Here is a 12,795-nt window from a genome sequence, read left to right as displayed (position 1 = left end):
TAAGCTTGCTTTTTTGGGCTAAAAAACCTGTAATCTTTTGATTATATTGATGAATGCAAAGGATTACAGGTGTTTTTAAAGGATAATTAATATTGATGATTCGGCTATTGAATCAGTATTCTGTGGCGAATGCTTTAGAGTGTGGTTTTAGTATGGTCAAATCTTTCCCTTCTTCTGGTGCAAGTTCAACGCTAACAGATGATGCTGAGCGTAATAAGCTGTTAGCTGAAATGGCTGAACAATCAACCGATATGATCTCGCGTCATACTCCAGATGATTGGCGCTTTATTTATGTCTCTCCTGCGGTGACCCACTTATTAGGTTATCAGGTTGAAGAAATTATAGGTGTCTCAGCTTATGATCTGTACCACCCCGATGATGTTGAGGATTTTAAGCGCCGTAGCCCAAGTGTCAGCTATGAGCGAGGTTTGTACACCCACAGCTATAGGTTTCGCCGTAAAGATGGACGTTACACTTGGCTAGAAAGTACCAGTCGCAGTATTCGGCATCCTGATACTGGCGAGTTAAAAGAAATTTTGGTGGTGTCTAGAGATGCCAGTCGTCGTATTGAAACAGAACAGGCCAATCACCGTTTAGCAAGGGTATTAGAATGCACCAGCGACCTTGTGGTTTTTGTAACACCTGAACAGCGCATATCTCATTTAAACGAAGCCGCCAGACAAACTTTATCCCTAGAGTCGGCCAAGTTGGAGCAGCTACAGTTAGCCTCATTACTTGTGCCCAGTAGTTTTGAGCGTTTGATTCAACAGGGCTTTCCAGCGGTAACCTCAGGACAGGTTTGGACTCAAGAGCTGGAGATGCAAGGTCCTAACAATACAGCTATTCCAGTTCTGTTAGAGCTATTGGCACACCGCGCTTTTCAAGGCCAATTAGAGTATTTTTCATTGGTGGCACGGGACTTAACCGAAGCCAAGCAAGCTCAAGCAGAATTGAAGCGCTACCAAACAGAGATTAATCATGCCTCTCGTTTGATTACGATGGGTGAGTTGGCTTCAAGCTTGGCTCATGAGCTGAATCAACCTTTAACCGCTATTGTGAACTATGCGCGAGGATTGCAACGACGCTTTGCCGGTCGTGAACAACTCACTTGGAGAGAGATCGAAGTACCTTTAGAGAAAATGGCCAGTACAGCAATGCGTGCAGGTAATATTATCCACCGAATGATGGATTTTACTCGCAAACAAGAGCCTCAGAAGTGTTCGATTAATCTTAGTGATGTGGTAGACGATCTGATAGAATTTTGCGCCGAAAATGCAGACAAACACCATGTGAAAGTTGAAAACCATATCCACAATGCAGCCTTAAATTTATGGGTTGACCGAATTCAGCTTGAGCAGATTTTACTTAATCTTATGATGAACGGCATAGAGGCCTGTAGTCATCAAGGCAATGCAGACGATCGAGTGCGCCTTGTGCAAATCACCGCTCAAGAACAGTCGGATAAGCGTGTTGAAATTAAAGTTACCGACCAAGGTTCAGGCTTATCTACAGCTCTGCCAGAACAGGTTTTTGAGCAGTTTTTTACAACAAAACCTAAAGGATTGGGTATGGGGCTGGCGATTAGCCGCTCTCTTGTAGAAAGCAATGGTGGTGAGCTGATAGCCAGCAACAATCACACTGGTGGAGCTTGTTTTTGTTTTACCTTAGCGTTAGCCCCCACTTGATTGGAGAGAGAACCTAGATGCTGCAAGATCGCACTCAAACGATTTTTGTTATAGATGATGACCCCGATGTACGGGAGTCGTTGCAGTGGTTGTTGGAATCTGTTGGCCTGCAAGTTTGTACTTATGCGACAGCGCTAGATTTTTTAGCACAGTGCCCAGAGGATGCTGCGGGCTGTATCGTAATGGATGTGAGAATGCCTGGTTTAAGCGGTATTAATGCCCAGAAAAAATTATCAGAGCAGCAAATTAACTTGCCTGTGATTATGATTTCAGCACATGGCAGTATTGATATGGCCGTTACTGCCATGACGCAAGGTGCTTTAACTTTTATTGAAAAACCTTTTGATGATCAAACCTTAATTGATCATGTGCAAACTGCCTTAGAACAAAACAGCCATCATCGGCAAAAACAAAAAGTGATTGCAGAATATCGTACACGCTTTAATGGTCTAACCAAACGTGAACATCAGGTTTTTGAGCAGGTTGTAAAAGGGCTTTCAAACCAAGAGATTGCAGATGTGCTAGGTATTAACCGCAAAACGGTTGAGGGGCACAGGGCCAATATGATGGTAAAAATGGCTGTTAGCTCATTATCAGAGTTAGTGGAAATTGGTATTAGTTTGCGTATGGACGATCAGTAACGATCGTCCACAAGCTGAGCAGTATTTTAGCCAATCTTGATTTCTGGCAAAACAGGTGCAGTTAGCTCTGCTTTTTCAGTGGGTGCCATCACTGTTGCTGTACCCACTACTACCTTTTCACCGTCTTGATTGGTTACTAAAGTATCCAAAATAACACGGTTTTTGCTCAGCTTTTCTTTCACTGTTAGCGTTACGGTAAGTGTGTCAGCCAGTTTAACTGGGCGACGGAAGCTAAGCTCTTGGCCTAGGTAGATTGTACCTGGGCCAGGTAGTACCGTTGCCAGTGCCGCAGAGATCAGCGAGCCTGACCACATGCCGTGTGCAATCTGTTCACCAAACATCGTGGTTTTGGCAAACTCTGCGTCTAAGTGAACAGGGTTAACATCACCTGATACCGCAGCGAATAGTACCAACTCCTTTTCGGTTAGTGTGCGTGCTAAAGTTGCGCTATCGCCTTCTTGAATCTCATCGTAAGTTCTATTCACTAGTGTGGTCATGCTGTTCTCCAAATATTTTTGATGGTAATCCGTTGTTTATCAAACTATTACCGAGCTTATGACAAACTCTATTACGCCATTATGACGGCATTTTAAATTTGAGTTAGGGTATTACGCTTTCTTGTGCGTCGCAATAAATTGCATGACTATTGGGTTTACTAATTGTGGGTGGCTCAATGGCCCCATATGTCCACACTCTAGGCTATGGCGTTCTGCCTCTGGAAACAGCTCTGCTAGCACTGCAATCACAGCTCTTGTAGTGTGGGGGCTGTAAAGCCCTTCCAATAATAATACTGGGCATTGTATCGACCTCAAATCATCTAGCTTTGTTGGCTCACTGAGCAAAGCTGAAAAATCAAAGGCTACTTTTTGAATGCCTTCTACAAAGAGCTGTTGTAGTTCTGTTGATAAACGTGCAAAGGAACCTTGTTGGCTCCAATAATCAATAAAACACTCAGCTGCGGCTTTGGCATTGCCAGTCTCTAAGTCTTGGCTGATCTTCTCACTTAATAATTTAATCGCGTGTAAAGCTTCACTTGAGTCTGGCAACAGATGAAAAGCGACAGGCTCAAACAAAGTTAAGCTTAAAATTTGTTCTGGAAAGCGTTTGGCTATTTGCAAAGCAGTTGCCGCACCATAAGAGTGGCCGACTAGGTGAAAAGGTTGTGCGAATAGCTGCCCTTTCAGCGCCTCTAATTCATGCTGTAGTTGAAACTGATGGCGAGCTTGAAGTGGCATTGGGCTATTACCGTAACCCAGTAAATCAGGGGTGATGCAATCTGGAAATGAGAGAGCGAGTTTTTGCCATTGTTGACTGCTACTTAAAGAGCTATGTAAACAGACGATTGGGTCACGTTCTTGGCTTGTGATACAGAATAGATCTGTGTTATTCATGCTGATGTTAGGCCTTTTGAATATGGTGTAAAAAGGGCAAAATGCTGAAAAATATGACTGCTTAGTCGCAAATTATTGGCGGATTCTGCTATTAACTCAACTAAAGTCTGATTTTTTTGCATTGCAGCGTAATGCTTAATTCCCTCTAATAGATAATCATGTTCTTTCGGTCAGTTGCAAAGTTATTAGGTGACTGATCGGACAACTCGCCAAAGAGTGCTCATAACAATAATCAGGGCTCGAAACCAAAGGTAAATCCGATGCATCAGAATATTTACGACATGGGGCTGGAGCAGACGCCAGCTAACTATGAAGCGTTGACTCCCTTAAGTTATCTCAAACGGGCAGCGTTTGTTTATCCGGAATATACCGCGCAGATCCATCATGGCAACCGGATAACGTGGAAAGAAACGTATCAACGTGCTGTGCGCTTAGCTTCTGCGCTAAATAAAGCGGGCATCAAAAAAGGCGACACTGTCGCTTTCATGTCACCCAATATTCCAGCGTTATTTGAAGCACATTTTGGTGTGCCAATGTCGGGTGCGGTTTTAAACGCAATGAATACCCGTCTTGATGCAGAGGCTATTGCATTTATTCTGCAACACGCAGAAGCCAAAGTAGTATTTGTGGATCGTGAATTTTCTGAGGTTATTTCACGTGCCGTGAAAATGCTGCAAAACAAGCCGCGCCTAATCGACATTGACGATCCTTATTTTGAAGGCGGTGAACTGATTGGCGACACCAACTATGAAGATTTCATCGCAACAGGTGATGACGACTTCGCTTGGGAAATGCCAGCCAACGAGTGGGATGCGATTACGCTGAATTACACTTCGGGTACTACAGGTAATCCTAAAGGCGTGGTCTATCACCACCGTGGAGCTTATCTGAACTCTCAGAGCAACGTGATCTCTTGGGATATGGGGCATCACCCTGTTTACCTTTGGACACTGCCGATGTTCCACTGTAACGGCTGGTGTTTCCCTTGGACTATTGCGTTGGCTTGTGGTGTGAGTGTGAGCTTACGTCATGTACGTGTGGATGATATTTATCACTCAATCAAAGAATATGGTGTAAATCATTTCTGTGGTGCGCCAATTGTTCTGAACATGCTAAACAATGCCGACGACGAAATGAAAGCGGGCATTAACCACGAAGTTAAAGTGATGACCGCTGGCGCTGCACCACCAGCTTCTGTGATTGAAGGCATGGAAGGCATGGGCTTTAAGGTGACTCATGTTTATGGCCTAACTGAAACTTACGGCCCTTGCGTAGTTTGTGAGTGGCATGGTGAGTGGGATGCACTACCTCTGAAAGAGCGTGCAAAACTGAAGTCTCGCCAAGGTGTACGCGCACCAATGCAAGAAGGTTTGATGATCGCTGACCCAGATACGCTAGAGCCAGTACCAATGGACGGCGTCACTATGGGTGAAATTTTCATCCGTGGTAACTTGGTGATGAAAGGTTATCTGAAAAACCCGAATACCACTGACGAATCATTCTCAGGTGGTTGGTTCCACTCAGGTGACTTAGCTGTATGGCATCCAGATGGCTACATCGAGATTAAAGATCGCTCTAAAGACATTATTATTTCTGGTGGTGAAAACATTTCATCTATCGAAGTAGAAGATGTGCTCTACCGTCATCCAAAGATCATGGAAGCCGCTGTAGTGGCGAAGCCTGATGAGAAGTGGGGCGAAACCCCTTGTGCTTTCGTTGCTGTACGTCCAGGCCAAGAGCTGACAGAGGAAGAGGTTATTCAGTTCTGTCGTGACAATATGGCACGTTTTAAAGCGCCTAAGAATGTAATTTTTGGTGATCTGCCTAAAACATCAACGGGTAAAATCCAAAAGTTCATGCTGCGTGACCGTGCTAAAGAGCTTTAATTGATTAACGATTGACTGCTAAGCCAGTGTTCGCGCTTGCTAACACTGGTGCTTGAAAACTGTTAGATCTATTAGACAAGTTCTGTCTGTAAATTTTGGGAGTCGCAAGGCTCCCGTTTTTTTGCCTGCCTATATTTACGCTTCACTCTATTTAAGTTACTACAGTAAATATCCTCCCTTTTTTACAAAATCCTCTAAACTAAAAATCGAAGGATTCTTTAGCTTTGATCAATAAAACAAACGTGCGTTTCAATCGTTTGTTTTACATTTGGTTTGCTCTAGTTTATTTTGTGACCTATCCATAACAAAAATGGTCAAAATATAAATCTTTGGGCCCTCTGAGCTAATAAAAACAATAGACGGGAGATAACCATGATCAGCCAGTTTTTCAAAAAACAATATCCAGAAGGTATCGACACGGAGATCGACCTGTCTGCGTACAGCTCGGTGCTTGATGTGTTAGATGAGTCCTGCAAACATTTTGCAGACCGCCCAGCATTCTCAAATATGGGTAAAACCATTAGCTTTAAAGAGCTGGATCAACACGCGCGGGATTTTGCAGCCTATCTGCAAAACCACCTAGGGCTGAAAGCAGGAGAGCGTATTGCTATACAGCTGCCTAACACCTTGCAATATCCCATTGCGCTGTTTGGTGCGATGCGCGCAGGCTTAATTGTGGTGAATACCAACCCACTATATACCGAGCGCGAAATGCGTCATCAGTTTCAAGATTCAGGTGTGAAAGCGCTGGTTGTTTTGGCAAATATGGCTCATTTAGCAGAAAAGGTATTGCCTGATACTAAAATTGAGCATGTGATTGTCACTGAGCTGGGTGATATGCAAGGTTTTGCCAAGCGTTTGTTGATTAACGCAGTGGTGCGCTATGTGAAAAAAATGGTGCCAGCTTTCTCATTGCCCAAAGCTGTTACATTCAGAAGTGCCTTATCTATTGGTCAAACACTGCCTTTGCAAGAACATCGTGCACAGCCTGAAGACCTAGCTGTATTGCAATATACAGGTGGCACTACTGGGGTGGCAAAGGGCGCGATGCTAAGTCATCGAAACCTTGTTGCCAACATGCTGCAAGCGCGCATTGTGATTAAAACTGTTATGGATGAAGGAACTGAATCCATTGTTTTGCCGCTGCCGATGTATCACATCTACAGCTTTACCGTCAGTTTGGTACTGATGGAGCTGGGTAATCACTCTATTTTAATCACCAATCCAAGAGATTTGCCTGCTTTTGTGAAAGAGCTCAGCAAAACGCGCTTTACTGGTTTTGTGGGGTTGAACACGCTATTTGTGGCATTAGCCAATCGTGATGACTTTAAACAGCTCGATTTCTCAGGGTTAAAGCTCACTATTTCAGGAGGTATGGCGTTGACGCATGCTGCTGAAAAAGAGTGGCATGAGGTGACAGGTTGTCATATCTATGAAGGCTACGGTATGACCGAGACGTCGCCTATTGCAACTTTCAACCTACCTTGCAAATCACAACTGGGCACTATTGGCTTTCCTGTACCCTCGACCGATGTCAAAGTGGTAGACGAACAGGGTGTTACCTTACCTTTAGGTGAGGTAGGCGAACTCTGTGTTCAAGGTCCACAAGTGATGGTGGGCTATTGGAATAAGCCAGAAGAAACAGCCGAAATGATTGATGAACAAGGCTGGCTCAATACAGGTGATATGGCGGTTATTCAGCCAGATGGTTATATCCGTATTGTGGATCGTAAAAAAGACATGATCAACGTCTCTGGTTTTAATGTTTACCCTAATGAAGTTGAAGATGTGATCGTATCACACCCAGCCATTATTGAAGCAGCCGCCATTGGTGTGCCAGATGAGAAAACAGGCGAGGCCATCAAAGTATTTTTAGTGTTGCGTAATCACGAGATAAGCGCGCAAGAGGTTAAAGACTATTGCCGTGAACATCTAACAGGTTACAAGGTGCCTAAACAGATTGAGTTCCGCAAAGAGCTACCTAAAACTAATGTCGGTAAGGTGTTGCGCCGCACCCTGCGAGATGAGGAGCTTGCTAAGATCAAACAAGAAAAAGTAGCCACTGTATAAAAAAACGCTGCTAAATCGACAGGCGAACGGGCACTTAGGTGCCTGTTTTGCACTCTATATACTGTATTGTTTTTGTAGTGCTTCGCTGAATGTACTACGTATACAGTCCTGCTTGACTCTATTTGATTGATTTTCTCTCGATGAGAACTCTGCGTTTTATCTGTAAACAGGTTAAAATGCCCGCTTTTGATCATCCCTAGGATGGTTCGACCGTTGAGTAAATGAGTAATCGAGTTAATGAGCAGCACAGAAAATCGATCTGAAATCAGTCAGTTAATTAAGACTTTAATCGCAAAATGTCTGCTAAAGGATCGATTCCGGCTGCATAATAAACTGCGCCAGTTGCAAAAACACACATCTAATTCTGATGCTGAATCCCAGTTAGCACTGTTGCTTGCTCAAGCGCAAAAGTCTGCGGATCAGGCGCTGTTGCGAAAAAACTTGATTCCCAAAATTGAATACCCTGAAAACCTACCCGTCAGTCAGAAAAAAGAAGAGATTGCCGAGGCGATTAAAAATAATCAGGTAGTAGTGATTGCAGGTGAAACGGGTTCCGGTAAAACCACGCAAATTCCAAAAATCTGCTTAGAGCTTGGCTTGGGCGCCAAGGGCTTAATTGGTCATACGCAGCCTCGTCGTTTAGCCGCGCGTACGGTTGCCAGTCGTATCGCAGAAGAGTTGAAAGTACCTCTAGGCGAGCAAGTTGGTTATCAGGTGCGCTTCACTGATCAAGTGACGGAAAATACCTTAGTCAAACTGATGACTGACGGTATTTTGCTGGCCGAAACGCAGAATGACCGGTTTTTAAATCGCTATGAAGTGATCATCATTGATGAAGCGCATGAGCGTAGCCTGAATATTGATTTCTTGTTGGGTATTTTAAAGCAGCTACTCCCAAAGCGCCCTGATCTTAAGTTAATCATCACCTCTGCCACCATTGATGTGCAGCGTTTTTCTGAGCACTTCAGTAATGCCCCTGTGATTGAAGTGTCGGGACGTACCTTTCCCGTTGATCTACTCTATCGGCCTTTAATGGAGCTGAAAGAAGATGAGGAAGGAGATTATGATCAATATCTGCATCAAGGTATTGTGGAGGCGGTTGAGGAAATTGGCCGGATTGAGCGCGAGCGTAAATGGGCCAGCGGTGCACGGGATATTTTGATATTTCTACCGGGTGAGCGTGAAATTCGTGAGGCCGCAGAGGTGTTACGTAAAGCGCAACTGCCACAAACTGAAATTCTTCCGCTGTATGCGCGACTCAGTGCCAAAGAGCAAAACCGAGTCTTTCAGTCACACAGTGGACGACGTATTGTGCTGACCACCAACGTGGCTGAAACTTCGCTGACTGTTCCGGGAATACGCTATGTGATTGACCCCGGTACTGCGCGGATCAGTCGTTATAGCTATCGTTCAAAAGTACAGCGGTTGCCTGTGGAAGCGATCTCTCAAGCCAGCGCTAATCAGCGTAAAGGGCGTTGTGGACGTATCTCTGATGGGGTCTGCATTCGCCTGTATAGCGAAGAGGATTTTGTCAGTCGCCCAGAGTTTACAGACCCAGAGATCCGTCGTACAAACTTAGCCTCAGTTATTTTGCAGATGTTGAATCTGCGTTTAGGAGATGTCGAAGCTTTTCCCTTTGTAGATGCTCCAGACAGTCGTTTTATTCGCGATGGTTTCCGTTTACTGCATGAGCTGGGTGCGGTGGATCTACAAAACCGACTCACACCGATTGGGCGGCAGTTGGCGCATTTGCCAATTGATCCGCGCATTGGGCGCATGGTGCTTTCGGGTGCACAGCACGGTGCTTTAAATGAAGTGCTGATTATTGCTAGTGCCTTGAGTGCCCAAGACCCAAGGGAACGCCCGCATGATAAACAGCAAGCCTCTGATGAGCGCCATAAACAATGGCAGGATGAGAACTCCGACTTCTTGGCTTTTGTTAATCTTTGGCAAGGCTATGAAACACAGCGCCAAGAGTTGAGTGCTAACGCCCTAAGAAAGTGGTGCCATAAACAGTACCTGTCTTACTTAAGATTGCGTGAGTGGCGTGATATTCACCATCAGCTGCGTTTGATGTGTAAAGAGCTCAAACTGTTTTTTAATGCGGAGCCCGCTGATTCAGTTGCTGTACACCAGTCGCTGCTTTCCGGTCTGCTAGGTAACTTGGGTACGCTGCTAGAAGATCGAGAGTATCTGGGTGCGCGTAACCGCAAGTTTTATCTCTTCCCCGGTTCTGTGCTCTATAAGAAAAAGCCCCGCTGGGTGATGGCGGCTGATTTGGTTGAGACAAGTAAGCTCTATGCGCGTTGCGTCGCTAAAATCGAACCGGAATGGATTGAGCGTTACGCCAAGCACTTAACCAAAAACAGTCACAACGAACCTCATTGGGAGAAAAAGCGCGCACAAGTGGTGGCGCTTGAGAACGTCAGTTTGTACGGCCTACCCATTGTGATGAATCGCAAGGTGCATTATGGCCCGATTGATCCTGTTATCTCGCGGGAGATTTTTATTCGTTCGGCTTTGGTCGAGGGACAGTATCAAACACAAGCGGCTTTTTTTCGGCATAATCAAGGCGTTGTCGCAGAGATTGAACATTTAGAGTCTAAGGTGCGTCGTCGCGATATTCTGATTGATGATGAAGCGTTCTATCAATTTTATGACGCGATCATTCCTGACGGGGTGTACAACGGTTCAGCATTTGAAAAGTGGCGTAAAACAGCAGAAAAGCAGAATAAAACGCTACTGTTTGCCAGTGCAGAGCAGCTGATGCAGCGAGCGCCTGATGAGGCGATAGCCCAGCATTACCCTGATCAAATTGGCTTGGAAGGGATGCGTCTAGCGCTGGATTATCAGTTCGAACCGGGTAAGCGTAACGATGGGGTCTGTATGCGTGTACCTGTTGCAGGCTTGCAACAGATCAATGAACAGCGTCTGGAGTGGCTTGTACCAGGGATGCTGCGCGATAAATGCATCGCTCTAGTGAAAAACTTACCTAAACAAGTGCGTAAAAACTTTGTACCTATCCCTGATTATGTGGATGCGGTGCTACCGATGCTGGAACCCTGCGATCAGTCTTTAATCGACATGTTGGCCGAACAGTTAAGACGCAAAACAGGCGTGCGTATTGCACCAGAGCTGTGGCAGCCGGAAAAACTGGAGACGCATTTTCACATGCTGATTCAAGTGGTCGACAGTAAAGGCCAAATTTTAGGTGAGTCTCGCAACTTGGCCGAGCTGGTTGAGCGCTTTGCCGAGCAGTCTAAAGAGCAGGTGCGAATCAGTGGTGATGAACAATATAAGCAGTCAGGCTTACAACACTGGCCAGAAGGTTTGAGCCTACCTGAACAGATAGAGCAAGAACAGCAAGGTATAGTGCTGCGTGCTTATCCCGCTTTGGTTGATCAAGGTAGCACAGTTGATATGACGCTGTTTGATTTGCAAGGGCAGGCTGAAGACAGTCACTGGCAAGGGGTGCGTCGCTTATTGATGAATGCTTTACCTCAACAAGTAAAGTGGATTGAAAAATCCCTACCAGGGCTAAATCAAATTTCTTTATTATTCAATAGCTTGGGTAAGAAAGAACAGTTGGTGCAAGACCTCACCTTAGCCGTTTTTGATTGGACTTTTAAAACAGAGGCTATTCCACGGGATGAGGAAAGTTTTAACCTTCTTCTGGCTGAGCGCAAAGACCAGTTTGGCATACAAGCAGAGCATCTTTTGGCCTTGTGCCGTGATATTTTACAGCTGCATCATGAGGTGCAAAAAAAGCTAAAAGGTAAAATTCCTTTAGCGGTTGCTTTTATTTATGCGGATATTCGCTTCCAGCTTGAACAGCTTGTGCATGTAGGCTTTTTGCATCAAGCCGGCCGAGAGTGGTTAACAGAATATCCACGCTATTTAAACGCGATATTATTACGGCTTGAAAAAGCAGGTATTAATCGCGGACGAGACCAAATGTGGAGCGAAGAGTTACGTCAGTTGTGGCAAAAGTACCACACCAAAGCTGAGCAATTAAAACAGCGTGAAGGTAGTGCAAGGTCATTAGACTTATTCAGATGGATGCTGGAAGAGTATCGGGTGTCACTTTTTGCTCAACAACTGGGTGTAAAGCTACCTGTCTCGGCTAAAAGGATTGATAAATTGTGGAGCGAGCTGACCTAATGGCCGTTGAACGACAAATTTTAGAGGAACGGATTCAGTTACCCGTAACCCCTGCACTAAATGCTATGTTAAGGCGCTTTTCACCTCGAAGTGGTGAAACTAAAGGCACTGTTATAATGCTGCATGGCCTGATGCAAGACAGTAGTATTTTTCTTGATGAGCAAGGAGGGGGGGGCTTGGCCTATTTTTTAGCTGAGCAAGGTTACGATGTTTTTATTGCGGAATGGCGTGGCCGTGATGTCAATAATAATCAACTGAAAAGAGAGAACTTCGGTTTACGGCAATTGTTAACTGAAGACTTGCCTTTGATATGGAGAGCCGTTGCTAAACGGCGTCGACACGACAGGCTATTCTTGGTTGGTTTTCAGTTTGGCTGTTCTTTGTGGAGTGCATTTTTAGTACGTAACCCTCAATATGCCTCAGAGGTTAAAGGTATTATTCACTTTGCACCTCAACGTCAATTGTTAGCTGTTGGGCGTTTAAAAGTTCTACGATATCAGTGGCTTGAACAAGGCCTTCTGAAAAGATTAGCACGCCTCCTTGGCTATACCCCAACTAAAGCTTTGCATTTGGGTAGGGTGAATGAGTCAGCCGATCTTTATCAAGATTATTTACATTGGCAGACAGCTGACTGGAAAGATGCTTGGGATAACTTTGATTACAAGACCGTAGCGGCTGGACAGTATTTTCCTCCTAGTTTGTATTTTGTACCGCTCAAACAGCGTTGGCATGGGCTGGAGCATGACTGTAGAGCTTTTATGTTTGAGCAGCCTTACCATAATGGCAGGATGATCAAATTGGGTGCAAAAGTGGGTAACCAGCAGGACTATAATCTGTTGGATCTGTGTCGAAGTGTGCAGGCCGAGCAAGACTATTACCCTTTACTGTTGAAGTGGCTGAAAGAAATATCGACAGCAGATATGGATAGGTTGTCCCATTAAAAATGCTAGTGAATTGGAGT

8 protein-coding genes are annotated in these 12,795 nt (G+C 44.9%); 6 read left to right on the top strand and 2 right to left on the bottom strand.

What is annotated here, in order from left to right:
• Positions 1-95: 95 nt before the first annotated feature.
• Positions 96-1,685, top strand: a complete 1,590-nt coding sequence (locus B5D26_RS00230; RefSeq protein WP_234985128.1) for a PAS domain-containing sensor histidine kinase — start codon at positions 96-98, stop codon at positions 1,683-1,685.
• Between the two features lie 17 nt (positions 1,686-1,702).
• Positions 1,703-2,326 (top strand): response regulator transcription factor, encoded by a 624-nt coding sequence (locus tag B5D26_RS00225; protein ID WP_078743684.1) that lies wholly within the window; start codon positions 1,703-1,705, stop codon positions 2,324-2,326.
• A gap of 26 nt (positions 2,327-2,352) precedes the next feature.
• Here the strand turns inward: B5D26_RS00225 and B5D26_RS00220 are convergent, their stop codons facing one another.
• The gene (locus B5D26_RS00220) at positions 2,353-2,823 is read right to left on the bottom strand and encodes a MaoC/PaaZ C-terminal domain-containing protein (RefSeq protein ID WP_200810597.1); all 471 of its coding nucleotides are present in this window, start codon (positions 2,821-2,823) and stop codon (positions 2,353-2,355) included.
• A 111-nt stretch (positions 2,824-2,934) separates the two neighbouring features.
• Positions 2,935-3,717 carry an alpha/beta fold hydrolase gene (locus B5D26_RS00215; protein ID WP_078743682.1) on the bottom strand — a complete coding sequence of 261 codons (783 nt, stop codon included), beginning with the start codon at positions 3,715-3,717 and terminating at the stop codon, positions 2,935-2,937.
• 260 nt (positions 3,718-3,977) lie between these two features.
• Here B5D26_RS00215 and B5D26_RS00210 point away from each other — a divergent pair, with 260 nt between their 5' ends.
• The 4 genes from B5D26_RS00210 to B5D26_RS00195 all read left to right on the top strand — a co-directional run bounded on the left by B5D26_RS00210 (position 3,978) and on the right by B5D26_RS00195 (position 12,775).
• Complete coding sequence (locus B5D26_RS00210; protein WP_078743681.1) at positions 3,978-5,603, top strand: acyl-CoA synthetase; 1,626 nt, start codon at positions 3,978-3,980, stop codon at positions 5,601-5,603.
• A 372-nt stretch (positions 5,604-5,975) separates the two neighbouring features.
• Positions 5,976-7,673 carry an AMP-binding protein gene (locus B5D26_RS00205; RefSeq protein ID WP_078743680.1) on the top strand — a complete coding sequence of 566 codons (1,698 nt, stop codon included), beginning with the start codon at positions 5,976-5,978 and terminating at the stop codon, positions 7,671-7,673.
• 237 nt (positions 7,674-7,910) lie between these two features.
• Positions 7,911-11,834: an ATP-dependent RNA helicase HrpA gene (gene hrpA, locus B5D26_RS00200; protein WP_078743679.1), complete on the top strand. Its 3,924-nt coding sequence runs from the start codon at positions 7,911-7,913 to the stop codon at positions 11,832-11,834.
• Positions 11,816-12,775: a serine aminopeptidase domain-containing protein gene (locus B5D26_RS00195; RefSeq protein WP_139776603.1), complete on the top strand. Its 960-nt coding sequence runs from the start codon at positions 11,816-11,818 to the stop codon at positions 12,773-12,775. Before hrpA ends, B5D26_RS00195 begins: the two co-directional genes overlap by 19 nt.
• The last annotated feature ends 20 nt before the right edge of the window (positions 12,776-12,795 follow it).

The sequence above is a fragment of the Oceanospirillum multiglobuliferum genome (assembly GCF_900167095.1).
GTDB classification, from domain to species: domain Bacteria; phylum Pseudomonadota; class Gammaproteobacteria; order Pseudomonadales; family Halomonadaceae; genus Oceanospirillum; species Oceanospirillum multiglobuliferum.
The sequence above is the reverse complement of the archived record's forward strand: the minus strand, read 5'-3'. Positions and strand labels throughout refer to the sequence as shown.

What these genes read in the sequence shown, in the direction of transcription:
- B5D26_RS00230 (WP_234985128.1), top strand. Translation starts at nt 96, where the DNA reads ATGATTCGGCTATTGAATCAGTATTCTGTGGCGAATGCTTTAGAGTGT.
- B5D26_RS00225 (WP_078743684.1), top strand. Translation starts at nt 1,703, where the DNA reads ATGCTGCAAGATCGCACTCAAACGATTTTTGTTATAGATGATGACCCC.
- B5D26_RS00220 (WP_200810597.1), bottom strand. Translation starts at nt 2,823, where the DNA reads ATGACCACACTAGTGAATAGAACTTACGATGAGATTCAAGAAGGCGAT.
- B5D26_RS00215 (WP_078743682.1), bottom strand. Translation starts at nt 3,717, where the DNA reads ATGAATAACACAGATCTATTCTGTATCACAAGCCAAGAACGTGACCCA.
- B5D26_RS00210 (WP_078743681.1), top strand. Translation starts at nt 3,978, where the DNA reads ATGCATCAGAATATTTACGACATGGGGCTGGAGCAGACGCCAGCTAAC.
- B5D26_RS00205 (WP_078743680.1), top strand. Translation starts at nt 5,976, where the DNA reads ATGATCAGCCAGTTTTTCAAAAAACAATATCCAGAAGGTATCGACACG.
- hrpA (WP_078743679.1), top strand. Translation starts at nt 7,911, where the DNA reads ATGAGCAGCACAGAAAATCGATCTGAAATCAGTCAGTTAATTAAGACT.